Annotated in this window: 24 protein-coding genes and 1 tRNA gene; 15 read left to right on the forward strand and 10 right to left on the reverse strand. The window is 47.5% G+C overall.

Features of this window, described 5'->3' with window-relative positions; genetic code table 11:
- Positions 1–68: 68 nt before the first annotated feature.
- Positions 69–1,490 (forward strand): MBL fold metallo-hydrolase RNA specificity domain-containing protein, encoded by a 1,422-nt coding sequence (locus FBQ74_RS10435; protein ID WP_139756619.1) that lies wholly within the window; start codon positions 69–71, stop codon positions 1,488–1,490.
- Positions 1,491–1,602: 112 nt separating this feature from the next.
- On the forward strand, positions 1,603–1,869 hold the full coding sequence (locus FBQ74_RS10440) for a superinfection immunity protein (protein WP_232371902.1): 267 nt from the start codon (positions 1,603–1,605) through the stop codon (positions 1,867–1,869).
- Positions 1,870–1,960: 91 nt separating this feature from the next.
- Here FBQ74_RS10440 and FBQ74_RS10445 read toward each other — a convergent pair whose 3' ends face one another.
- Positions 1,961–2,965, reverse strand: coding sequence for an adenosine deaminase (locus FBQ74_RS10445; protein WP_139756620.1), 1,005 nt, complete (start codon positions 2,963–2,965; stop codon positions 1,961–1,963).
- A 345-nt stretch (positions 2,966–3,310) separates the two neighbouring features.
- Here FBQ74_RS10445 and FBQ74_RS10450 point away from each other — a divergent pair, with 345 nt between their 5' ends.
- Positions 3,311–4,639: an NCS2 family permease gene (locus FBQ74_RS10450; RefSeq protein ID WP_139756621.1), complete on the forward strand. Its 1,329-nt coding sequence runs from the start codon at positions 3,311–3,313 to the stop codon at positions 4,637–4,639.
- A 64-nt stretch (positions 4,640–4,703) separates the two neighbouring features.
- On the opposite strand, the gene FBQ74_RS10455 is transcribed toward FBQ74_RS10450, so the two are convergent.
- Both FBQ74_RS10455 and FBQ74_RS10460 read right to left on the reverse strand, forming a co-directional pair.
- On the reverse strand, positions 4,704–4,955 hold the full coding sequence (locus FBQ74_RS10455; RefSeq protein WP_139756622.1) for an outer membrane protein assembly factor BamE: 252 nt from the start codon (positions 4,953–4,955) through the stop codon (positions 4,704–4,706).
- Positions 4,956–5,144: 189 nt separating this feature from the next.
- The gene (locus FBQ74_RS10460) at positions 5,145–5,804 is read right to left on the reverse strand and encodes a TetR/AcrR family transcriptional regulator (protein WP_139756623.1); all 660 of its coding nucleotides are present in this window, start codon (positions 5,802–5,804) and stop codon (positions 5,145–5,147) included.
- Between the two features lie 208 nt (positions 5,805–6,012).
- Here FBQ74_RS10460 and FBQ74_RS10465 point away from each other — a divergent pair, with 208 nt between their 5' ends.
- Together FBQ74_RS10465 and guaD are read left to right on the forward strand one after the other, a co-directional pair.
- Positions 6,013–6,465 carry a 2-oxo-4-hydroxy-4-carboxy-5-ureidoimidazoline decarboxylase gene (locus FBQ74_RS10465; RefSeq protein ID WP_139756624.1) on the forward strand — a complete coding sequence of 151 codons (453 nt, stop codon included), beginning with the start codon at positions 6,013–6,015 and terminating at the stop codon, positions 6,463–6,465.
- Positions 6,466–6,591: 126 nt separating this feature from the next.
- Positions 6,592–7,893 carry a guanine deaminase gene (guaD, locus tag FBQ74_RS10470; protein ID WP_139756625.1) on the forward strand — a complete coding sequence of 434 codons (1,302 nt, stop codon included), beginning with the start codon at positions 6,592–6,594 and terminating at the stop codon, positions 7,891–7,893.
- Between the two features lie 84 nt (positions 7,894–7,977).
- Here the strand turns inward: guaD and FBQ74_RS10475 are convergent.
- Together FBQ74_RS10475 and FBQ74_RS10480 are read right to left on the reverse strand one after the other, a co-directional pair.
- Positions 7,978–8,054, reverse strand: a tRNA-Val gene (locus FBQ74_RS10475).
- Positions 8,055–8,186: 132 nt separating this feature from the next.
- Positions 8,187–9,266: a patatin-like phospholipase family protein gene (locus FBQ74_RS10480; RefSeq protein ID WP_232371903.1), complete on the reverse strand. Its 1,080-nt coding sequence runs from the start codon at positions 9,264–9,266 to the stop codon at positions 8,187–8,189.
- A 489-nt stretch (positions 9,267–9,755) separates the two neighbouring features.
- Between FBQ74_RS10480 and FBQ74_RS10485 the strand changes: the two genes are divergently transcribed.
- Both FBQ74_RS10485 and FBQ74_RS10490 read left to right on the forward strand, forming a co-directional pair.
- Positions 9,756–10,139, forward strand: coding sequence for an ACT domain-containing protein (locus tag FBQ74_RS10485; RefSeq protein ID WP_139756627.1), 384 nt, complete (start codon positions 9,756–9,758; stop codon positions 10,137–10,139).
- A gap of 5 nt (positions 10,140–10,144) precedes the next feature.
- Positions 10,145–10,609 (forward strand): PTS glucose transporter subunit IIA, encoded by a 465-nt coding sequence (locus FBQ74_RS10490; protein ID WP_139756628.1) that lies wholly within the window; start codon positions 10,145–10,147, stop codon positions 10,607–10,609.
- Positions 10,610–10,612: 3 nt separating this feature from the next.
- Here FBQ74_RS10490 and FBQ74_RS10495 read toward each other — a convergent pair whose 3' ends face one another.
- Entirely contained in the window at positions 10,613–11,044 is a 432-nt protein-coding gene (locus FBQ74_RS10495) for an OsmC family protein (RefSeq protein WP_139756629.1), read from the reverse strand.
- Between the two features lie 286 nt (positions 11,045–11,330).
- Here FBQ74_RS10495 and FBQ74_RS10500 point away from each other — a divergent pair, with 286 nt between their 5' ends.
- The 4 genes from FBQ74_RS10500 to FBQ74_RS10515 are packed head-to-tail and all read left to right on the forward strand — an operon-like array spanning position 11,331 to position 13,627.
- Positions 11,331–11,684, forward strand: coding sequence for an ArsC family reductase (locus FBQ74_RS10500; protein ID WP_139756630.1), 354 nt, complete (start codon positions 11,331–11,333; stop codon positions 11,682–11,684).
- Positions 11,677–12,810 (forward strand): succinyl-diaminopimelate desuccinylase, encoded by a 1,134-nt coding sequence (dapE, locus tag FBQ74_RS10505; RefSeq protein WP_139756631.1) that lies wholly within the window; start codon positions 11,677–11,679, stop codon positions 12,808–12,810. Before FBQ74_RS10500 ends, dapE begins: the two co-directional genes overlap by 8 nt.
- Positions 12,807–13,478, forward strand: a complete 672-nt coding sequence (locus FBQ74_RS10510) for a M15 family metallopeptidase (protein WP_139756632.1) — start codon at positions 12,807–12,809, stop codon at positions 13,476–13,478. Before dapE ends, FBQ74_RS10510 begins: the two co-directional genes overlap by 4 nt.
- Complete coding sequence (locus tag FBQ74_RS10515) at positions 13,478–13,627, forward strand: DUF2897 family protein (protein WP_139756633.1); 150 nt, start codon at positions 13,478–13,480, stop codon at positions 13,625–13,627. Before FBQ74_RS10510 ends, FBQ74_RS10515 begins: the two co-directional genes overlap by 1 nt.
- A gap of 6 nt (positions 13,628–13,633) precedes the next feature.
- On the opposite strand, the gene FBQ74_RS10520 is transcribed toward FBQ74_RS10515, so the two are convergent.
- From FBQ74_RS10520 to FBQ74_RS10535, 4 genes are all read right to left on the reverse strand, one after another.
- On the reverse strand, positions 13,634–13,960 hold the full coding sequence (locus FBQ74_RS10520) for a heavy metal-binding domain-containing protein (protein ID WP_139756634.1): 327 nt from the start codon (positions 13,958–13,960) through the stop codon (positions 13,634–13,636).
- 4 nt (positions 13,961–13,964) lie between these two features.
- Positions 13,965–14,372: an HIT domain-containing protein gene (locus FBQ74_RS10525; protein WP_139756635.1), complete on the reverse strand. Its 408-nt coding sequence runs from the start codon at positions 14,370–14,372 to the stop codon at positions 13,965–13,967.
- Positions 14,365–15,399 carry a succinylglutamate desuccinylase gene (astE, locus tag FBQ74_RS10530; RefSeq protein ID WP_139756636.1) on the reverse strand — a complete coding sequence of 345 codons (1,035 nt, stop codon included), beginning with the start codon at positions 15,397–15,399 and terminating at the stop codon, positions 14,365–14,367. The genes FBQ74_RS10525 and astE overlap by 8 nt, the downstream gene beginning before the upstream one ends.
- A 66-nt stretch (positions 15,400–15,465) precedes the next feature.
- Positions 15,466–16,785, reverse strand: coding sequence for a putative bifunctional diguanylate cyclase/phosphodiesterase (locus tag FBQ74_RS10535; RefSeq protein ID WP_139756637.1), 1,320 nt, complete (start codon positions 16,783–16,785; stop codon positions 15,466–15,468).
- 430 nt (positions 16,786–17,215) lie between these two features.
- Here FBQ74_RS10535 and betB point away from each other — a divergent pair, with 430 nt between their 5' ends.
- The 4 genes from betB to FBQ74_RS10555 all read left to right on the forward strand — a co-directional run bounded on the left by betB (position 17,216) and on the right by FBQ74_RS10555 (position 22,371).
- Positions 17,216–18,679 carry a betaine-aldehyde dehydrogenase gene (gene betB / locus FBQ74_RS10540; RefSeq protein ID WP_139756638.1) on the forward strand — a complete coding sequence of 488 codons (1,464 nt, stop codon included), beginning with the start codon at positions 17,216–17,218 and terminating at the stop codon, positions 18,677–18,679.
- A 9-nt stretch (positions 18,680–18,688) separates the two neighbouring features.
- Positions 18,689–20,368, forward strand: a complete 1,680-nt coding sequence (betA, locus tag FBQ74_RS10545; RefSeq protein WP_139756639.1) for a choline dehydrogenase — start codon at positions 18,689–18,691, stop codon at positions 20,366–20,368.
- Between the two features lie 273 nt (positions 20,369–20,641).
- Complete coding sequence (locus FBQ74_RS10550; RefSeq protein ID WP_139756640.1) at positions 20,642–21,346, forward strand: TorF family putative porin; 705 nt, start codon at positions 20,642–20,644, stop codon at positions 21,344–21,346.
- A 197-nt stretch (positions 21,347–21,543) separates the two neighbouring features.
- Positions 21,544–22,371: a hypothetical protein gene (locus FBQ74_RS10555; RefSeq protein WP_139756641.1), complete on the forward strand. Its 828-nt coding sequence runs from the start codon at positions 21,544–21,546 to the stop codon at positions 22,369–22,371.
- Positions 22,372–22,376: the final 5 nt, after the last annotated feature.

Consider the following 22,376-nt stretch of genomic DNA (forward strand, 5'->3'; position numbering starts at 1 on the left):
TCGGTGGTCGCCTGGAATGACGGGCGATCATATTCACGACAGATGCAGCTCATAATAACGAGGGCAATATGGCGACTCTTACCTTTCTGGGCGCAGTAGATGGTGTCACCGGTTCAATGCACTTACTGAAAACCTCCACCAGTACGGTGTTACTGGATTGCGGGCTGTTTCAGGGTGGACGTAAGGTCGAGGCGAGTAATCAGGATCCGTTCCCTTTTGATGCAACAACGATTGATGCAGTGGTGCTTTCCCACGCCCACCTGGACCATTCCGGACGGCTTCCTCTGCTGGTAAGGCGTGGTTACAGCGGGCCTATCTATATGACGCCGGCCACCAGCGATTTAATTGATGTCATGTTAAAGGACGCTGCATCTCTGCAAATGCGTGATACTGAATGGGAAAACAAACGCCGTCTTCGCGCTGGTAAACCGCAAATTGAACCGCTCTATACCCTTGAAGATGTCGAAGACACGCTGGCGCTGTGCCATCCACTGCCTTACGATAATGAAGTACCTGTCACCCGCGATATTACGCTCAACCTGCGTGAGGCGGGGCATATTCTTGGCTCTTCCATCGTAGAGCTGTTCATCAGTGACACGTTGCCAGTCCGAAAGCTGGTTTTTTCAGGTGACTTAGGTAATGCGCAGGCTGCGCTACTAAGAGATCCTGCCTGTATTACACAAGCCGATGTCGTTCTGATGGAATCGACATACGGTGACAGAGAGCATCGCTCCATTGCCCAGACCCTCGATGAATTTGAATCTGTCATCACCCGCGCGTCTGCTGATGGTGGTAATATTCTTATCCCGTCATTTGCGGTTGGCCGGACGCAGGAAATCATTTTCAGATTAGGCGCTCTGTATCAGCAAGGCAAGCTGCCGCAACAGTTGATATGTTTAGATAGCCCCATGGCAATAGCAGTGACTGAGATATATCACCGCTATCAGGATGTATTCAATCGTGAAGATATGCAGTTGATGAAGCGTTCCGGGGATAATGTCTATTCTTACAAATATAAAAGCCTGCACAGCTTTTTACCCACTCTGCGCTATGCAGTGACTACTCAGGAGTCTATGGCTCTGAACCGGGTAGAACGCGGCGCTATCATTATCGCCGGAAGCGGCATGTGTAACGGTGGCAGGATCCGACATCACTTAAAACACAATCTGTGGCGTCAGCAGTCTCATGTGATATTTGTAGGCTACCAGGCCAATGGTACCCCTGGACGCCTACTGGTAGATGGCGCGAAACGAATAAAAATGGCCGGCGAATCGATTGCCGTCAATGCGCAGATTCATACATTAGGCGGCTTCTCGGCGCACGCCAGTCAATCTCAGCTTATTGACTGGTTTTCTCATTTCGAGGCTCCCCGCCCCGCTTTATATCTGGTCCATGGTGAAGACGATTCGAAAAAGGCGCTCAAGCAAGCCTTATTAAAAGCAAACTGTCACGCAATAATCCCCGTCTCGGGGCAAACTATTAATATTTAACACTGTTTTTAACGGGGCAGTAATTTTATTTCCACGATAATGAGAAAAAACTGTAATATAGTTCACTAGATCAAGACTAGGGATAGAACACTGTCATAAGGAGATTGAATACGTGAACGACATATTAACGCAGTTTGAAAATGCATCGGCTTTACAGCTTTCACTGATTATCGTAGCGATGGGGGTTGTATGGTTTTTACCTTTCTTTCTGGCGCTGATTTTTAATCGGCGACAAGCTAAATTAATAGCCATTGCCTGTGTGCCGGCCGGTCTTTCCGTTGTTGCCTGGTCCGCGCTGATGGTGTGGTCGGTAACCGGCAAAGCCGCTGAAAAATATTTACCAAAGCGTGTTAAAGCCAGACTGGAAACCGGCGGTTAGCTAGGGCCGATAATATCTCACAGAATATACCGCACGCTGCTGTAGCCAGCGTGCGGTCTCTTTATATCAGCCACTTCTTCAGCTTCCCGAACTAGGCAAAGTGACGGTTCACCTCTTTAATCCAGTGCGTCTTTTCATCTTCTGACAGAAAGCTGGCTTTAAAGCTGTTTATTACCAACGCCTGTAACTGATTTTTGTTCATACCCAGTGCTGCATCCAGCGCTTCAAAATTACGATTCAGATAACCGCCAAAGTAAGTGGGATCGTCTGAATTAACGGTAACCAATAACCCCTTATCCATTAGAGCGAATAACGAATGCTGACGCATATCGTTAATCACTTTCAGCTTAAGATTACTGAGCGGGCACACCGTCAGCGGTATCTGCCGTTTTTTCAGTAACGCAACTAACTCTGGGTCTTCCAGACAGCGGACCCCGTGATCAATTCTGTCTACACCCAGTGTGTGAATAGCTTGCCAGATATAATCGGCGGGCCCTTCCTCACCGGCATGTGCCACGATGCGAAATCCCAGCCTGCGGACCTGGGCAAATACGCGCCTGAACTTAACCGGAGGATGCCCTTTTTCAGAGCTATCCAGTCCCACCGCATCGATATAACGATAATAAGGCTTAGCCTGTTCTAATGTATCGAATGCTTCTTGTTCGCTTAAATGGCGCAAGAATGACAATATCAGTTTTACACTCATTCCCCACTGCTGACGGGCTTTATCTATCGCTCTTAAAAAACCCGGCATAAAAATATCGTATCCGATACCGCGCTCTGTGTGGGTTTGCGGGTCGAACATTATCTCGGTATGAACAATGTTTTCTTCTTTGCATTTACATAAGTAAGACCACATCAAAGCAAAGAAGTCGTCTTCATCCAGCAGCACACTGGCGCCGGCATAATAAATATCCAAAAAACTCTGCAAATTCGAAAACTGGTAAGCGGCTTCGATTTGCGCCACATTTTTATAAGGCAGCGTTATATTGTGCTTAGCAGCCAGGGACCACATGAGAGAAGGTTCCAGCGCGCCCTCAATATGCAAATGCAGCTCAGCTTTGGGTACCGAAGAGATAAGAGAAGATAAAGTCATAAGTTCGCTTTTAAATATTGGCTCGGTTGAGCACTGTTGTTACAAACCGATAACATGCAATGTCTTGCACCTGACTGTTGGTTCCAGCACAATTGCGCATTGTTCACCGCGTCTGATGATATTGCTTATTTATTCTAGTCATTAAACGCATGTCTTAAAAGCCATTTTCGATTTACTCATTGATATGGTGGTCAGGCACGTTCTCCGTCCTGGTTATAATGCTATCCGTCGCGGTGCTGATTAATGTTCAGCATCAGGCACCCTGCAACCTGACCAGATGGTCAATGCTTTTAATGCCCTATCTGCTGCACGCCCCTTGTCACCTTTTTCAGTACGAGTAAATCCATGACATCAATGCTGGATAAATTATTTAAGCTTTCCGCGCACGGGACTACGGTAAAAACAGAACTGGTTGCAGGGCTGACTACCTTTGCAGCCATGTCCTACATTCTGGTGGTAAACCCCGGTATTCTTGGCCTGAGCGGTATGCCGGTTGAGGGGCTTATTACCGTCACTGCGCTGTCTGCCTGTATAGGTACGCTGTTGATGGCGCTCCTGACCAATTATCCCATTGCGCTGGCACCGGGTATGGGACTCAATGCGTTTTTTGCTTTTACCATTTGTATGACCCGTGATATTTCCTGGCAGGCTGCACTGGGGATAGTGTTCTGGAACGGCATACTATTTTTACTGCTGACCCTTACCGGCGTCAGGACAAAAGTGGCAGAAGCGATACCGGCATCACTGAAGATAGGTGTGCAATGCGGTATCGGGCTTTTTATTGCATTCATTGGTTTACGAAACGCGGGACTGGTCGTTGATCACCCAGCCACATTTGTGACCCTTGGAGACTTATCAGAGCCTTCGACCATGTTAGCGCTGGCCGGCATTTTACTGACGATAGTGGTGGTTATTAAACAGGTTACCGGGGGGATTTTATTATCGATTATCGCCCTGAGTGTTATTGGGCTGTTTATCCCTACTGCCGACGGCATGCTGACTGCGCAGCCTGATTCGATAGTGGGCGTTCCTCATGGCATCGAAGATACCTGGATGGCAATGGATCTATGGTACCCCATTGAGCACTTTTCACAGACCTGGGATCTTATCTTTGCACTGATGTTCGTGAATATGTTCGATACTATTGGCACCCTGATAGGTGTCTCGCGACGAGCGAATTTACTGGATGAGCAGGGAAAGTTACCCCGAATCGGGTCAGCAATGAACGCTGATGCAACTGCGAGTATTGCTGGCGCAGCGCTGGGAACCTCGCCTGTAACCAGCTATGTAGAATCAGCAGCTGGCGTCTCAGCGGGCGGCAGAACGGGGTTAACAGCACTGACAGTAGCAGCATGCTTTTTACTGTCACTTCTGTTCACCCCGTTGATGGAAGTGATTCCACTCATGGCCACCACACCAGCGCTTATAATGGTCGGCATTTTAATGATGGACTCTATCCGTCAGCTTGATTTTGATGATTTGGGCGCACTGGCTACTGCCTCGGTGGCGTTGTTAGCTATGCCACTTACATTTAGCATTAGTGAGGGAATCGCCCTGGGCTTTATCACGTACGTAACGGTAATGGTGGGCACGGGTAAGGCGCGGGAAGTCAGCCTGCTAACCTACGCACTGGCACTGATCTTCCTGCTTCGTTACGCGTTGGATCTGAAGTAAATTATTGCGCCTTGCCAATTACAATGCCGGGCGCCCTTAATTCACTTTTTTTGGAACACTGCTTTTAAATACCTTCGTAAGCAAAGGTAACAGCCTTGTTATTCATAAACATGACTTTTATATGTTTATCCTTTTCGTCGCCCCAGATACAACTTTGCGTACCCAGAGAGCGACTACAGCGCTCAGCTGATCCCAGCACATCTTCCACTTCAGATTGCGACATACCCATTTCGAGTTTATCGTAATTTTCCTGAGTCAGCTTAGAACACCCAGACAGCATTAAAAGCACTCCAAAAGTCATTATCGTGTGTTTCATTTATCCTTCACCTGTCTTTCACACTACCAGACAGTTATTACACGCATTAGTTATGCCTTATCTACACCAAAGTGACGACTAGCGGATGAAATTTAATACCTGAAATCATCTGTCCGACGCATTAGCAATCAACAATATGTTCATCATGACGCGGCGTTGCGCTGTTGGCAACGAAAAATAACGGGATTTTTACCGCGTGCCGGCCATTGGTTTAATATACTTTTCCGGTACCACCAGGCCGCACCCTTTTAACACCATGTTTATTAATGTAATTGTGGCGCTATCGAAATCAGACTGAGTCATTTTCTGCCCCTGAAGATGGGTTATCTGCGTGGCAAAATCTGCATAATGTTGTGTGCTCCCCCAAATGTTGTAAAGCAAGAAAGCCGGTTCGACCGGATGCATTTTACCTGCATCAATCCATTGTTGAATAACATCGACCCGGGAAGCCATCCAGGCTTTGTGCGCCTCGTTAAAGGCATCGTTCAGATTCGGCGCCCCGTTTATTATCTCCATGGCAAAGATGCGCGATAGCAACGGATGGGTCTGTGATAACTGCATCTTTTCAGTGATGTACTCGGCCAGGGTGATGGCAGGATCGTCATGACCGGTCGCCTGGTCAAAACGAGAGTTCCACAACGTCAGAATGCGGGATAATATGCTCTGGTATAACGCCTGTTTTGATTTAAAGTAATACAACACGTTAGTTTTAGGCAGACCCGCGGTATCCGCAATCTTTTGCACAGACGCGCCGCCAAACCCACACTGCGCGAAAACCTGTTCTGCGGCCTGCAAAATTAACCGGCGATTTTTATCCCCTACGGATGACCCTGCTTTACTTTTTGCCATGTCAGACCTGATAGCTGGCGACACCGTTTTGACCGGTGTCAGATTTCAAAAAATAAGGCGCATAATAGTGCCACAGTATTTTTGCAACGCAACTGTGCATACGTAAACCATAGGGTATTACTCATCCACAAACCTGCCTACGGTGTATAATTGATAATGCGCAATTGCGTGGACTGATTTGACTGCATCGCAAGGAAAAGGAACGACAATGACACTGGATAAACTCAATACAATGTCTCTTGCCGGGGCCTCAGACTGGTTGAGCCATATCTGTGCAGCCAGAAGCTGGATTAGCTGTATGGTGGAAAGCCGGCCGTATAAATCTGTTCAGGCAGTTCGCGAAGCCGCTTCAAAGCACTGGGAATCCTTATCTGACAGTGATTACCGTGAAGCGTTAGCTGCCGAGCCTGTGTTAAAAATAAGTATGATTGCCGATGAGGTCAGCGCAGATAAAAAGCTGACTTTTAATACACTTAACGTTGAATATCTTAAGAAGCATGGTTTTATTTTTATCACGTCAATCCGACAGCGCTCAGTGGAAGATGTCATTAACGAGCTGGATGAGCGGTTAAGCCGCCCGACAGACGATGAACTATCTACGGCCAAAACCAGTTTCAGTAAGCTAATAGAGAAACGTCTGCAGAATCGTCTTGATAGCTAACCTGACTAAATGGTCAAACTTTCTTGCTCTGGGGCACAAGCCCTTGTAAACTCCCGCAGCAACCGCTACAGCGCTTGCCTGGTAAATTTCTTCTGCTTTTTTTGTTGTAACTAATCGAGGCTGTCAGTGAGTAAACACGAACTATTCCGTGCTGGTATCGTGCACTTCCCCCATCAAACTTCACAACCCGACCTGGATGCCCAATGCATCAGTGACGGTGCACTGGTTATTGCGCAGGATAAAATTATTGCGGTGGGTGAGTATTCCGATATTCACGGAATGTACCCTGAGGCAATAACGCATGACTTACGCGGAAGGTGGATTGTACCCGGCCTCATAGACAGTCATTTACACTTTCCTCAAACAGAGATGATTGCCTGTTATGGTAAACAGTTACTCCACTGGCTGGAAAAATATACTTTTCCTACAGAAAACAAGTTTTCCGAACCTGATTACTGCCGACAAATTGCTCCGGCCTTCATCAGGCAGCTAATTAAAAATGGTACCACCACCGGCCTGGTATTCTCTTCAGTTCATGCGGATGCCACCGATGCTTTGTTTGAAGCCGCCAGCGAAATTAATATGGCGATCATCGCCGGAAAAACATGTATGGACAGAAATTGTCCTGCCTGGCTGCAGGACTCTGCGCAAACCGCACAGTCTCAAAGCGCGCATTTAATCAGTAAGTGGCATGGCAAGGGGCGGAACTTATACGCGCTGACGCCTCGCTTCGCGCCCACCAGCACCGAAGATCAAATGCATGCGTTGGGCGAGCTGGCACAACAGTACCCTGATGTCTTTATACAAACTCACCTGTCTGAGAATATGGATGAGATTGAGTGGGTGAAGTCTTTATACCCTGATTGTGATGGCTACCTTGATGTGTATGACAGATTTCATATGGTTCGCCCCCGAGCCGTATTCGGGCATTGCATTCACATGACTGACCATGAGTGGGCGAGACTGGCAGAAAGCGGTTCTACAGCTGCATTTTGCCCCACGTCTAATTTGTTTTTGGGCAGTGGGCTGTTTAATCTGGATAAAGCCCGCGATGCGGGTGTCCATCTGGCACTGGCTACTGATGTGGGTGCCGGAACCAGCTTTAACCTGCTGAAAACCTATGGCGAAGGCTACAAGGTCGCGCAACTAAAAGGACAGTCTTTCTCTGCGCTACAGGGCCTGTACGCAATGACGCAAGGTCCGGCGGTTGCTTACAATCTGGATGACAGTATTGGTAACCTCAACCCGGATACTGCAGCCGACTTTGTGATACTCGACCCCATGTTTGATGAACTAACCGCATTGCGGCTTGAGAATAGCCAGTCTGCACAAGATATGCTGTTTGCCCTCAGCATGCTGGGTGATGATCGTGCTATCTATCAAACCTGGGTTGCAGGTCAGTGTCGGTACGACAAATCCGGAACATAAGCTGACTGATTGCGGGGCGTCTTATAGGCGCTCGGCACACATAATTACTTAAATAAAAAGTAGCATAGAAAAGTGAGTAGAAAGTGGTGCGTCTACCCTGACTCGAACAGGGGACCTCTACCATGTCAAGGTAGCGCTCTAACCAACTGAGCTATAGACGCAAAGGTCGTTAACGGCTGATGCGTTAAGATGGCGCGTATCATAACGGGGGCTTTACGTTCAATCAAGCCATTATTTGCATTGAGTGAACTGTTTGCTCATTTGATGAGCGTATCCCCAAACATTCACTGAATTTACTCAAAGCAGCTAAACGGTAACGGCTTTATGTTATCCATAATGGTATCGTTTTCAACTTGTTGCATAAAATACTCCCCTAACCTGTCAGATTCGCTGATGACCGTTTCCCAGTAAGGAATACGCTGTGAAGGTGCCATCGTCTCAAAGTCCTTGCGATCCGGAATTTTCTGATAAGGCAAATTTTCCACAAAGCTGGCCGAAGGCACAACCATCACCACGTTGTCATAACTGGACGCGTGCACCAGACGCTTCTTAAGCGCTTTATCAAACCATCCGGTAATCGGCCTTGGATAGAAATGCGGGTACAATGCCAACCCTTTATGGGGGCCGAATGCCAGATCAAAATGGTAATCAATGATCCCGCCATCCCGATAGACACCTGGTCTGGCACCGACGATATTAGTTACACCGTCCAGCACCATGGGAATCGACCCGGATGCCAGCAGTGCATCCTTTATGTTATTAAATCCCAACTCTGCCCGCTCTGTGCGCAGACCATAGGGATCGTAGATTTCCAGACTACTGTCCGGCGCCGAAAAAATGGTTCGAGTAAAGCTTCGTTGCAGGTGTTTTCTGTGCAGCGCATTGGCAGCAGCACTAAACGCCAGGCCGGACAATTGAGAGAGCTTCCCCTGCCCTGACACTAATCCCCTGCAGCGCGCTGTGATAATGTGCGCTTTAAATCTTGAGTTAATCAGTACATCTTCCTGGCCATGTTCGCCCAGCATAAAGCTTAACAGCGCCTTTGCCTTTCTGGTGATTTCCAGCGACGTAGGTTTGTCTGAGTAAACGGTGTTAGCATATTGCGTGGCCAGACGATTGATCGCTGATAAGGGATCACGCTGAACAGCACATACAGCTCTGAATGCGCCAGCAGAAGAGCCAATAATTTGCATCTGACCACCACGGTTACTGAAATACTCCGGAAACATGACCCGATCAAGCCCGGTCAGAACAAACCACTTAGGTCCGCCGGATGCGCCAATAAAATAATCGAACATCAACGGATGAAAACCGTGTTTTTTGAGTAAGCGCAGGGCTCGTGGACCTGCAAAGATATCTAAAGGGGCACTCACATCCATCACCACTATTTATCGTCTTGCTTACGTTAATGTATCATTTTTAAGCGTCATGCAGACATTTGTGTTTCAAATACATATTTATCATCAATTTGTATATCTTCTCACAGGCGCGACGCTTTTTTGATCAATGATCGAAAGGTGCATATTTGCCAACTTTAACGACTTAAAATTCATACGATCCTGGACAAAGCGTGTGTATAACTGGTCTGATGTCAACTTAAATAATCCGCTTTTTTTCGAAAAAAAGCGGGTATTTTTAATTTCATATGCTAGACACAGGTTCGGGAAAATGCTTGGGGATATCGTATTTTTATCCACTGGGTAAAAATTACACAATATTTTTAATTATTTATTATCAATAGCTTACAATCAAGCCCCAAACTACTTAACAAGGTTATCCACAGAATGAGTGGATAACACGTGGCACTTATCCCTAGATAGTGATTTAATACCTATCTCCTCTGGCAGTTAAAGTTGCAAAGCATGGCTATTCAAACTCTGGCCGTTTTACCACAGCAGTTCAATATTCATGGAATGGAGCCTGATGAGGTTATTCCGCAGTCAGTTTTCAACAGTGATATTTATTTTATCGGTAAAACCGGCGATCAACTTTCTCTGGTTGTTCCTGATTCAGTTGAAATTGACTCTGTAGACATTGATACGAACTGGCGAGTCCTTGAATTAATAGGCCCTTTACAGCTGTCTATGGTTGGGATCATGGCGCAAATAGGTCAGGTACTGGCTCGGGCAAAAGTGAGTATTTTTATCGTTTCTACCTTTGATACTGACTTTTTCCTGGTAAAAGACAATAAACTAAGTGTGGCAGTCAGCGCATTGCGTCAGGCGGGATACACGGTGAACGACTAACAGGTATGTCTGCTTCCTCGCGTCTTATAGAAATTCCCAGCCCTGTATCAGGAAAGCTCTGCACTGATACACACAAATCAGCAATGTACCAGGCACTGTTTGAAGGTTCGGTAATCCTTAATGTAACCGGCTCACAGCTTTTTGCGCCCTTCGACGGCTACCTCAGTCATATCGACAAACTTAACTACAGCCTTCGTTTTACCTGTTCAAATGGGCTTCAATTCTGGTTCAGAATTGGTGAGGAAGCCGGGAGTTTGCATGCGCAGGGGTGTGATGTCGCGCATGCGGTGGGAAAGAAGGTTAAAAAGGGAACACAGCTCATGCAGTTTAATCCCACCCTGCTAAAACAGGGTGGTACATTAACAGCAATGATTATTGTTGTTAATGGCGCGAAATTGAAACGCATAGATATAAAAAAAGCCAGGCAGTACCTGGCTTTAGAAGATTCGCTGTTTACGCTGGAAATTTAGCGTTTAGTTAGAAAAATTGTAGTCTAACGTGATTTCAGCTTTAAGCAGTTTAGAAATCGGGCAATTTTCTTTCGCGTCTTTTGCAATCGAAGAAAATTCGCTCTCGTCTATCCCACTGACTTTAGCATCCAGAGTCAGTGCTGAGCGGGTAACAGCAAATCCGTCACCGTCTTTTTCCAAAGTAACTTCTGCGTCGACTTTGAGTTCGCCGCTGTCATAACCGGCATCCGCTAATGCAAAAGATAATGCCATGGCATAACAACTTGCATGAGCACCGGCAATCATCTCTTCCGGATTTGTACCTGGTTTATCTTCAAAACGTGTATTAAAACCGTAAGGCTGTTCAGAAAGCGCACCACTTGCCAGGCTGACATGGCCCTGACCTTCTTTACCCAGTGGCTGATAATGTGCTGAAGCTGTTTTTACAATCGCCATGTTATCTCCTGTGTCGCTATAATGAATTACGTGTTTTACAACTTGCTCAATTAAATGCACACGCTATGCCGTTTAAACCAGTTAATGCTGCAGCCCAGTGATTTCGGGCTTTGTAGCTTATCGCCCTGCCCATTCTCATAGCTTTCAATCTATTTTAGCTGTAATAAGTGCAGCGACTCTGTACCTTTTGCAGCACACTTTTTTATGAGGAGCGATTAGTTCAGCTGTATTTTGCATCGCTATAAATGAAGCGATAAACTGCTGAAAAATGTTAAGGACTTATCGAATGACAACGACGCTTTACGGCATTAGCAATTGCGACACGATAAAAAAAGCTAAAAAGTGGCTGGAGACACATGATATTGATTATCAGTTTCACGATTATCGTAAGGATGGTATCAATCGACAGTGGCTTGAGCAGACTGAGTCGATTCTTGGATGGGAAACCATGCTAAATAAACGTGGTACAACATACCGTCAGTTGGACGACCAGACAAAAAGTCATATGGATCGGGAGGCTGCGATTAGTATCATGGCTGAGTCACCTGCCATTATTAAGCGCCCTATTCTGGATTACGATTCATCGCTTCACATAGGTTTTAAGCCGGAACAATACAAGGAAATCTTTTTCCATGAGTGATTCAACCGTCATTACACTGGCTAAAGATTTAATCAACAGAAAATCTGTGACCCCTGAAGACGCCGGCTGTCAGGATATGATGCAGTCAATACTGTCCGCGGCCGGCTTCGAAAATGAAAGCCTGATATTTGAGGACACGACAAACTTGTGGTCACGACGTGGTACACAGGGTCCGCTTTTTTGCTTTGCCGGACATACTGATGTTGTACCAAGCGGACCGGCCAGTGCGTGGCAAACACCTCCATTTGTTGCTACCGAAAAAGATGGCTACCTGCACGGTCGCGGCGCGGCTGATATGAAAGGCAGTCTTGCAGCAATGCTGGCTGCAACTACGCGCTTTGTCAGTGATTACCCTGACCACAAAGGCAGCATTGCCTTTTTAATCACCAGTGATGAGGAAGGCCCGTTTATAAACGGTACCACCCGGGTTATCGATACACTTGAGGCCAGAAACGAAAAAATAGACTGGTGTATTGTCGGGGAGCCAAGTAGTACCGAGTCTGTTGCCGATGTAGTGAAAAACGGACGGCGTGGCTCGCTAACCGGCAACCTTACAGTAAAAGGTATTCAGGGCCATGTAGCCTACCCTCACCTGGCGCGAAACCCTGTTCACGAGGCAGCACTGGCGTTATCAGAGCTTGCGCAAACACACTGGGATGATGGTAATGCATTCTTTCCCCCTACCAGCTTTCAAATCTCCAACCTGCATGCGGGCACTGGTGCCGGCAATGTTATTCCCGGTGAGTTGAGTGTTTGTTTCAACTTTCGTTTCTCAACGGAAGTTACCGATAAGCAATTAATAGAGCGGGTTACAACCATTTTAGACAATCATAAGCTGGAATATGCGCTGGACTGGACATTTAACGGTCAGCCATTCCTTACCGACAGCGGCGAACTGGTTGAAGCCGTTCAGTCAGCAATTACATCGGTTACTGGCGCAGCGGCACAGTTATCTACTGCCGGCGGAACATCTGACGGGCGCTTTATTGCGCCGACTGGTGCGCAGGTTATTGAACTTGGGCCGGTCAATGCAACCATCCACAAGATTGATGAATGCGTGAAAATGCGTGATTTAGAAACGCTGGAAGAAATATATTATCAGACCATGGTGAGATTACTTGCATGAGCACTGCCTGGTTAGGTATCGATAATCCGTGGTTGTGTGATGCCGGAAAAGGCCATCGTCTGCATGCCGACGTGGTGGGTCCGTATCTGGCTTTACAGGATGGCGCCAGATCTGCGGGTATTGATTGCCAGCTGGTAAGCAGTTTCAGGGATTTCGACCGGCAGCTAAGCATCTGGAACCGAAAATGGCGTGGTGAGCTTCCTTTACTGGGGCTCGATGGCACCAGGCTTGACCATGCCAGGCTTAGTGATATTGAAAAGCTTCATGCTATTTTGACCTGGTCGGCACTGCCGGGCGGAAGCCGTCATCATTGGGGTACGGACATTGATGTTTATGACAAAGACACTGTTGTAAAACGTCACTGTGATTTTAACTTGGTTGATGCGGAATATCGCAACGACGGACCGTGTGCTGCATTAGCTGACTGGCTCAGTGTTCATGCGCAGACTTACGGCTTTTTCCGCCCGTTTCTGGAATGGCGCGGTGGGGTCGCCTGTGAATTGTGGCATCTATCGCATCAGCAAACCGCTGCTACCTTTGAACAGTCACGAAACTGCTCTGCTCTTGCTGATACCCTTCGCCGCTGCGATATGGAAGGCAAACAGATAGTGATCAAACATATCGAAACCCTGTATGAACAATATGTACTGAACAGGGGAACGTCCTAATGAGTTTAGGCTGGATTATTTTGATCATTGCGCTGGTGATTGGGCTGATAGCCGGCAACATTCTGCTATTACGCGCTAATAAAAAGTTTAACGTGCCACCTGATTACGAGCCACGTAAGTATGATGATGAGAACGATGACAAATGGTAGCGGGCTTTATAGTCCCGCTGCTCTTACGGCGGTTCCACTAATGCTAACCATCAGCATACTGCCCTTATCGCCCATCACCTCATAATCAATATCGATTCCAACCACCGCATTAGCGCCCATATTGCGCGCTTCCTGCTCCAGCTCTGAGAACGCCAGTTTGCGCGCTTTGGTCAGTTCGTCCTCATAAGCCCCCGAACGTCCACCAACAATATCTCTGACAGAGGCAAAAAAGTCCTTAAATACATTGGCGCCCATTACCGCCTCACCAATAACGATGCCGTGATACTGCTCAATGGCGTGTCCTTCAATAGTTGGGGTAGTTGTCAGTATCACTGGATTACTCCTTAATCAGATATTGCTGTAAATTATGCTTATGACGTTGCAGCGCCTCTGCGCTATAAGGGACAGCAGGCTGCCTGCCCCACACAGGGGCGGGCCAGGCGATATCATCGCTGAACCGCGCAACGTGATGAATATGAAGCTGCGCCACTACATTTCCTAACGCCGCAACATTAAGTTTTTCGGGTTGATACAGGCTTTGAAGCGCCCGACACACCATCCCCGACTCTCGCAGAAACTGATGTTGCTGAGACTCAGACAGCTCGAACAGTTCTTTTGCACCAGGCTCTCTGGGCACCAGAATAACCCACGGAAACTGGCTATCGTTCATCAACAGTGCCCGGCATAGTGGCATATCACCAATGACTTCGGTATCTGCCTGAAGGCGACTATCCAGATTAAACATGGTTATTTGCCAGAGTAGTTGGTACAACCGTCAGAATAGCCCGCTGACCGATTGCCACATTTGCATTGGGAAAGACGATGGCCTCACCATCCTGCTGGGCGATATATTCAGCGCCGCTCTCAGTGGCCAGCAGCGTACCCGCTTTAAAATCTGTAAAGTTAGGGGTATCGTCGGCAAAATGTAACTTAAAATCGTCTTTATGCTTATTAATAACCTGATTGACGGTGTAAATATCTACCGTATCCAAATCAACCTCTGGCGCATAATCTGCCTCCGTTAATAACGCAGTAATGGCAAGACGGGCATCTTCAAAACGTGACATGTCATTTTCACCAAAAGGTCTGACTTTACCCAGCTCAACAGTAAATGCATGTGCCTGGTGTATGTGACTTGAATAATAGCTAAAGGTGGTGGTCGGGCTCTGACTCAGCAGAATCGTTTTGACGCCACAAGCTGCCAGAAAGGCGATTTGCGCTTTGCTGTGAGAGCGCTCATGTAAAAAGGGATAAACTGCAAATTTTTCGTTTTTTGACTCACGAATAGCGGTATGTAAATCGTAATGCAGGCGCTCGCCTTCAGCATCTTCAAAAAAGGCGGAAACCGCCTCTTCGAGCGCTTTGGCGCGATGGCGCTCATCGTTACAAAGTCCTTCACCCTGAGAGTGCGCGCCGCTGAACAGCCGATTCATATTTTCTTCTACAAAACGCTCAGCAATATCCATAGCCGGCAGATTGCCGAATAAAAAGAGGATGCGGTGAGCAGGTGTAAGGCTTTGCGTTAGTATATCGGCAACCCAGGCATCACATAATTCAATCGGCGCGGTTTCGTTTCCATGAACCCCGCAGGACAATACGATGCTTTTAACAGTATCTGCAGAATTTGCAGGTTCAAATGAGATAATGCCCGGCGCCTGAATATCTACCTTCACGCCATTATCCAGAAAAAACGACTGTGGATTGTCAAAAGAAGAAGGCTGAGTGCGTGAGCGATGTAAAAAATCGCCGGACTTAGTAAGCTCTGCTTGCATGAAATTTTTAAATCGTTGTTTAAACCGATGCCAAGTCTACCCAGATCCTTGTCTAAAAGCCAAATCCTACTGAGTTAACTTTTGCCGTAAAGGTGAACTCCCGATGATGATTTCCTGACGATACAGGGCTATGAAGTCGCGAAAAGATATGGCTTTTGAAAACAAAAATCCCTGCCCTTTGGTGACATTTAAATGTCTGAGTATATGCAAATGCGTAACAGACTCTATTCCCTCAGCAACAACCTCGCAGCCTTTTGCCTCACCAATAAGGCAGGCAGCCTGAAGAATGGCTTCATTCATAGGGTCACGATGCAGTTGAAGTACGAAGGCTTTGTCGACTTTCAGCGATGAGATAGGTAAGTCGCGAATGGCGGTAAGGTTCGAGTACCCCTTTCCAAAGTCATCAATTGCTACGCCCACGCCAATCTGGCGTAATCGTGTAATTTGCTCATTCACCATGGCCGAGTTAGACAGCGCGACATCTTCTGTCAGTTCAAGTTCCAGACGCGACGGATCCAGGTCAAAGTCGTGGCACAGGGACTGAATATGAGGAATCAGTTGACTGTCGTATAGCTGGGTAGGTGAAATGTTCACAGACAGCGGAATAAAGATATGCTGCTTAGTCAGGTAACTCAGCGCGCAGCATGCCTGTTGCAGCGTCCAGTAGGCCAGCTCCCGCATCATTTGATAGGATTGGGCGGCCTGAATAATTGGCCCGGGCAATATGATGCCATCTGCCGGATGGTTCCACCGTAATAAACACTCTGCACCGATAATCTCAAGCGTCTGTAGATTGACCTTCGGCTGAAAATACAATTCCAGCTCGTGCTGACTGATTGCACGGTGCAAATCGGCCTTCAGGGCTACGCGTTGCCCTGTTTCAAAAACGGGCGACGAGGCACTGGCTATGGCAAACCGCTCGTAGCGGTTTTTTTTCGCCTGTCTAAGCGCGCTTTCGCCCTGCGTAATAAATGCAGATACACAAAAGCGCTTTTGCCGACCGACCACCGCGCCAATATGAAACTCAGCAAGAAATGTGTGTTCAGAGCAACTGACCGGTTTGGCAAAATGTGTGGTGAGCGCTTCAGCCCTTTGACGCATGGCACCCGAAGTAGTGTTTGAGGTAAACATGATGGCAAAGACATCGCCGTTCAGCCTGCCAAAAGCCGCGACATCATCAAAGAGACTGGATAAACGATTCGCTATTTGCAGTAAGAGACGATCGCCGGACACCTGGCTCATACTGGTACTGACATCAGAAAAACCCGCAATATCGACAATCAGCGCAGCGCACCGCTCACAGGAAAGGCCAACTGTCTCAGCGCGCTGAATAAAAGCAGTCCGGCCGGGGATGGCGCTGAGTGTTTTAAAAAGCGTACGCATCATTAACTACTACAAACATGTTAAATTCTGATTGCCTTTCCAATTCTTAGGGCTATTACCATAATGCCGGTACTGTTGAGTGTTTCTTTACGGATGTTTAGTGCGTTATTCTCGCGGTATTTACACTACCATGTTCAAAGAAAACACGCCTGCCAGTTGCACAAATTGTGCGCTAGTTTACTGCAAATCTTCAATTGTGCATATCAATGCGATTAATAGCTTTTGACTGCGACCAGCGACAGTGGAAGTTAGAGGGTCGCGTATTTGCTGATATTTTCCTTATATAAAAAGTGAGCCATTTAACACGCTGTTTTTGTATAAACGTTAAGTACTTATTTTCAGTTTACGAGATGGACCATCGTTCACGCCCCTGAAGGAGTTGAGGCTGACTGAGCAAACTATTCCAAGCCTTAAATAAACGATGGAGTCACCTATGAGCCTTCCCCGCTTACAGAATTTCATTGACGGCCAGTTCATGGCAAACAAAAGCGGTGAAACAATTACTGTTTTGAATCCGGGTACCGGCGAAGCTATTTATGAAATAGAAGTCGCAGATGAAACGGTCCAGCAGGCGGCAATCAAAAGTGCCAGATCGGCGTTTAAAGACTGGGCTGTCACCCCGGCCGTTGAGCGTGCTCGCATTTTGCATCGCGCCGCAGCCTTGCTCAGAGAGCATAATGATGAGCTTGCAAAGCATGAGGTACTGGATACCGGAAAACCTCTGCAGGAAGCCCGCGAAGTCGATGTGGTCACCGGTGCCGATGTCATCGAGTTTTTTGCATCTTTAGCCCCAACGCAGGTTGGCCAGCAGCAGGATTTAGGTGGCGATTTTTATTACACCCGCAAAGAGCCTTTAGGAATATGCGCGGGTATCGGTGCCTGGAACTACCCCATTCAGATTGCATGCTGGAAGTCAGCCCCTGCGCTGGCAGCCGGTAATGTAATGATATTCAAACCCTCTGAAGAAACCCCTCGCGGTGCTATCGAGCTTGCTAAAATTTATATTGAAGCTGGCGTTCCTGCCGGCGTTTTCAATGTGGTAATTGGCGATGGAGAAGTCGGACAATGGCTTACTCAGCATGAAGACATTGAAAAAGTTTCGTTTACCGGTGAGGTCGCTACAGGCCGCAAGGTTGTAGAGTCTGCTGCCTCTACGCTTAAAGATGTCACTATGGAATTAGGGGGGAAATCGCCCCTTCTGGTTTTTGAGGATGCTGACATTTCCCAGGCTGTATCTGCAGCGATGCTGGGTAATTTCTTTACGCAGGGTGAAGTGTGTACCAATTGCACCAGAGTGTTTGTTCATGAAAGCGTTATGGATGCTTTTATGGACGAGTTGGTAGAACGTACCACAAAGAATATTCGTGCCGGCGATCCTATGGATCCTGATGTTAATTTCGGCGCGATGATTTCAAAGCCGCATCTTGATCTGGTTATGGACTATATCGAAAAAGGCAAGAAAGAAGGTGCGCGACTTGTCACCGGAGGTAACACCATATCGCCCGATGATGCAAAAGGGGGGTTTTTTGTTGAGCCTACCATCTTCGCAGACTGCACAGACGATATGACCATTGTTAAAGAAGAAATATTTGGCCCGGTAATGAGTGTGCTGTCGTTTCGCGATGAAGATGAAGCAATCCGCCGTGCAAATAATACCCCACTGGGACTGGCAGCCGGTGTGATGACTCAGAATGTTACCCGAGCCCATCGGGTCATCCACCAGCTTCAGGCCGGAATTTGCTGGGTAAACAGCTGGGGGGCGTCGCCGGCCGAAATGCCGGTTGGCGGTTACAAGATGTCCGGGATAGGACGTGAAAACGGCATCGAGACACTAAATCAATATACCCAGACAAAGTCTGTTTATATGGGCATGGTTGAACTGGAAAGTCCGTTCTGAGGAGCGAAAATGGAAACGTTTGATTATATCGTTGTAGGCGCCGGTTCGGCCGGTTGTGTACTGGCAAATCGACTGTCTGCAGATAGCAATAATCAGGTTTTGCTGATTGAAACCGGCGGCAGCGATAAAAGTATTTTCATCAAAATGCCCACGGCACTTTCAATCCCAATGAATACCGAAAAGTACGCCTGGCAGTTCTACACCGAAGAAGAACCTTATCTGAATAACCGCAAAATGCATTGCCCCCGGGGTAAGGTATTGGGGGGCTCATCCTCCATCAACGGCATGGTCTATGTGCGGGGACATGCCAGAGACTTTGATGAATGGGAGCAAGCCGGTGCCAAAGGCTGGGACTATCAGCATTGCCTACCCTACTTTAAACGTGCCGAGCAGTGGTACATGGGTGGTGACGAATATCGCGGTGGTGAAGGCCCACTGGGCACCAATAACGGTAACGAGATGAAAAACCCGTTGTATAAAACGTTTATCGAAGCCGGCAAACAGGCCGGTTACGCTGAAACGTTTGATTATAACGGCGCGCAGCAGGAAGGCTTCGGGCCGATGCACATGACCGTTAAGGACGGCGAGCGCTGCTCGTCATCCCGGGCCTACCTCGACCCGATTAAAGACAGAGAAAATCTTACTATTGTTACCCATGCTACTGTGCACAAGGTACTGCTTGATGGTAAACGCGCCACGGGTGTGCGCTACCAGGATGGCGACGATATGTTCGATGTGTCTGCCAGTAAAAAAGTGATTCTGAGTGCCGGCTCTATCGGCTCTCCTCATCTACTGCAATTGTCAGGTATTGGTGATAAAACCCATTTAGCAAAAGCGGGTATTGAATGCGTTCACCACCTGCCGGGGGTCGGTGAAAACTTACAGGATCATTTGGAGTTTTACTTTCAGTTTCGATGTAAGCAGCCTGTCAGCCTTAACAGTGAACTGGGCATGGTATCAAAAGGGCTTATCGGGGCGCGCTGGATGATGTTTAAATCCGGTCTCGGTGCAACTAATCATTTTGAGTCATGTGGGTTTATCCGCTCTAAAGCAGGCGTTGAATGGCCCGATTTGCAGTATCATTTCTTACCCGCAGCTATTCGCTATGATGGTAAAAGTGCTTTTGATGGGGACGGCTTTCAGGTACATATTGGCCACAATAAGCCACGAAGCCGCGGTTTTGTAAGAGCGAAAACGGCCAGCGTGGATGATGCACCCGCTATTCAGTTTAATTACCTGCAACATCAGGATGATATTGAGGGATTCAGAGCCTGCGTTCGGCTAACCAGAGAAATTATCGGGCAGTCGGCTTTTGATGAGTACCGTGGCGAAGAAATTCAGCCAGGCGAGGATGTACAATCTGATGAGCAAATAGATGCGTTTGTCAGAGAGGCAGTGGAAAGTGCTTACCATCCCTCCTGCACGTGTAAAATGGGTGAGGATGAAATGGCTGTGGTGGATTCCCAGACGCGGGTGCATGGCATTGAAAACCTCCATGTCGTTGATTCATCGGTTTTTCCAACTATACCTAATGGCAATCTTAACGCACCAACCATCATGGTGGCAGAAAAAGCGGCAGACCATATTCTGGGCAATGCATTGCTGCCGGTAGAAAATGTACCTGTTGTGGAAGAACAAAACTGGCAGAGCACACAGCGTAGTCAGTCGTTGTCAGCTTCAAAGCCATAGACTGATTATCAACAGCCACGTAGTAAATTAAGTCGTACCGCGGTCGTCCGAATAGCAGAAAAGCGCCCCGCTAATCTGCTATGGCCGCGCGAAGCTTTAGTATTGTGCCGTCCACTCCCCGGTCGTCGCAACCCGGCAGTCCCTCTAATTTCAACCGTGCAGAAGGCAGCTTCTGCACGGTACTTTCTCTGTAGGCAGGCCGTGCACCTGCATTGCTTCCTTGCACGAACACTAACCGTTGTTGTTTAACCTAAACCATACGGGGATAGAACAATGAAAACAACGAAGATCATGAAACTGGCTTGTACAGGTATGCTGCTATCATGCCTGCCTGCACAGGCAGACTGGTCCAGCACAGTTACGGTAGCGTCAGACTATATGTTCAACGGGGTCAGTCAGACCCGCAATGATCCGGCCCTGCAGGCAAGCCTCGACTATGCAGCTAACCAGGGGATCTACCTGGGTGCCTGGACATCAAATGTCGACTTTGGTGGCGAAACCGAACAGGAACTGGACTTTTACGCGGGTCAGTTCCGGCAATTATCTGAAGCATGGACACTGGATTATGGCATCGCTTATTACACCTATCTGGGCGACTCTTCTTCCAGCGATTTTAACTATCCGGAAGTTTGGGCAAAATTCGGATATACCTGGGACTGGGGGGTGACCGAGTTTAATGGCTGGTACTCTTGGGATTACTTTGGCTATGGAGGCAGTCATGTTATTGGCATGCTTGCTCACACATTCACACTGGCTGAGAATCACGCTATCAGAATCAATGTTGATACCTCCAACTCATTAGACGGCGATCGCTGGCTGTGGAATGGTAATGAAAAGTCCTATGTTCATTACCGTATTGCCTATCAGACAAGCTGGAAAGGATTTCAGTTCGAACTGGCAGCTGAAGATACTACGCTGGATCGTAATACTGCCGATGAGCGAATCGTAGCCAGTGTTAGCCGGACGTTTTCATTTTAGCTGCCAGGGAGGTTTTATATTGTTTACGGCATCAGGCTTAATGCTGTTGCCTCAGGCTTCGCTGTTCAGTTTATGTTTTTCAGCGAAGTAGTAATGTTCTGAACCGCCCTTTATCGCAAATAAACCTTTGGCAATTGAAAAATAGTGATAAGCTGAGATTTAAAATAAGGAATTTTAAATACTTTGCAGGAGGCAAAATGAAACATGTAGTAACGTTATTGGTGGTGGCTGTCGCCTTTGTCGCTGGCTATTTCACCGGCCAAACTTCTGGGCATGACAACAGTTCGACCGAGCAAACTGTCGCTCAACTGGATAAGCAATCCCCACCAGAATCTGTTAACTCAGCAGCACTGCCACAATCGGCGCCTGCTGTAAAAGCAGAAACCAAACCCTCTGAGCAGCAGACATCGTCACCTGCAGCAATTGTGTCCAATTATTCATCCGACGTCGCTTCTGGCTCGGCCTCTGCCTCTGGGCAGGTTGTTGCAAATACAACACCTGACGATCTTCGTAATGATGTATCTAAGGACGTACAGCGCGAGCAAGCGGCTATGAATTATCCCGTGGCGCAGGAAGAGCTGGAACACTGGAGCGATAAACATAAATCTGAATTAAAAGCCTATATGGACGCCAATCTGGGCCAGGCATCCGACTTTATGTTTGAAAAGATACTCGAGGAAAATGATTTACTCGATAGCCCGCTGGCCAGCGATACGATTGAAGACGATCTGGCGTGGCGACATAACATGGAACAACAACTCAATGATTTGATCTGGTCACTGAATACTGACGAGACGTTATCAATAGAGAATCTGGTCTGTATCCAAAAGCAATGCGAAATTACGCTGATGGCTTCAAAGCCTCACTCAGTAACCAGAATGTATATGGAGATCACGTCCCGTACTGACCAGTTGGGTATTAATAAAAACTCACCTGCGCCAATATCACTGATGCTTGAGGATGAGAATTTCTGGATGTATATGCGTTTGAAGTTTTCCGGGAACCCCAACACCGCCAATAACTAGTCAAT

The organism is Salinimonas iocasae (assembly GCF_006228385.1).
Taxonomy (GTDB): domain Bacteria; phylum Pseudomonadota; class Gammaproteobacteria; order Enterobacterales; family Alteromonadaceae; genus Alteromonas; species Alteromonas iocasae.

Coding starts and splice junctions, on each gene's coding strand:
- FBQ74_RS10435 (WP_139756619.1), top strand. CDS start 69: ATGGCGACTCTTACCTTTCTGGGCGCAGTAGATGGTGTCACCGGTTCA.
- FBQ74_RS10445 (WP_139756620.1), bottom strand. CDS start 2,965: ATGACTTTATCTTCTCTTATCTCTTCGGTACCCAAAGCTGAGCTGCAT.
- FBQ74_RS10450 (WP_139756621.1), top strand. CDS start 3,311: ATGACATCAATGCTGGATAAATTATTTAAGCTTTCCGCGCACGGGACT.
- FBQ74_RS10455 (WP_139756622.1), bottom strand. CDS start 4,955: ATGAAACACACGATAATGACTTTTGGAGTGCTTTTAATGCTGTCTGGG.
- FBQ74_RS10460 (WP_139756623.1), bottom strand. CDS start 5,804: ATGGCAAAAAGTAAAGCAGGGTCATCCGTAGGGGATAAAAATCGCCGG.
- FBQ74_RS10465 (WP_139756624.1), top strand. CDS start 6,013: ATGACACTGGATAAACTCAATACAATGTCTCTTGCCGGGGCCTCAGAC.
- FBQ74_RS10485 (WP_139756627.1), top strand. CDS start 9,756: ATGGCTATTCAAACTCTGGCCGTTTTACCACAGCAGTTCAATATTCAT.
- FBQ74_RS10490 (WP_139756628.1), top strand. CDS start 10,145: ATGTCTGCTTCCTCGCGTCTTATAGAAATTCCCAGCCCTGTATCAGGA.
- FBQ74_RS10495 (WP_139756629.1), bottom strand. CDS start 11,044: ATGGCGATTGTAAAAACAGCTTCAGCACATTATCAGCCACTGGGTAAA.
- FBQ74_RS10500 (WP_139756630.1), top strand. CDS start 11,331: ATGACAACGACGCTTTACGGCATTAGCAATTGCGACACGATAAAAAAA.
- dapE (WP_139756631.1), top strand. CDS start 11,677: ATGAGTGATTCAACCGTCATTACACTGGCTAAAGATTTAATCAACAGA.
- FBQ74_RS10510 (WP_139756632.1), top strand. CDS start 12,807: ATGAGCACTGCCTGGTTAGGTATCGATAATCCGTGGTTGTGTGATGCC.
- FBQ74_RS10515 (WP_139756633.1), top strand. CDS start 13,478: ATGAGTTTAGGCTGGATTATTTTGATCATTGCGCTGGTGATTGGGCTG.
- FBQ74_RS10525 (WP_139756635.1), bottom strand. CDS start 14,372: ATGTTTAATCTGGATAGTCGCCTTCAGGCAGATACCGAAGTCATTGGT.
- astE (WP_139756636.1), bottom strand. CDS start 15,399: ATGCAAGCAGAGCTTACTAAGTCCGGCGATTTTTTACATCGCTCACGC.
- FBQ74_RS10535 (WP_139756637.1), bottom strand. CDS start 16,785: ATGATGCGTACGCTTTTTAAAACACTCAGCGCCATCCCCGGCCGGACT.
- betB (WP_139756638.1), top strand. CDS start 17,216: ATGAGCCTTCCCCGCTTACAGAATTTCATTGACGGCCAGTTCATGGCA.
- betA (WP_139756639.1), top strand. CDS start 18,689: ATGGAAACGTTTGATTATATCGTTGTAGGCGCCGGTTCGGCCGGTTGT.
- FBQ74_RS10550 (WP_139756640.1), top strand. CDS start 20,642: ATGAAAACAACGAAGATCATGAAACTGGCTTGTACAGGTATGCTGCTA.
- FBQ74_RS10555 (WP_139756641.1), top strand. CDS start 21,544: ATGAAACATGTAGTAACGTTATTGGTGGTGGCTGTCGCCTTTGTCGCT.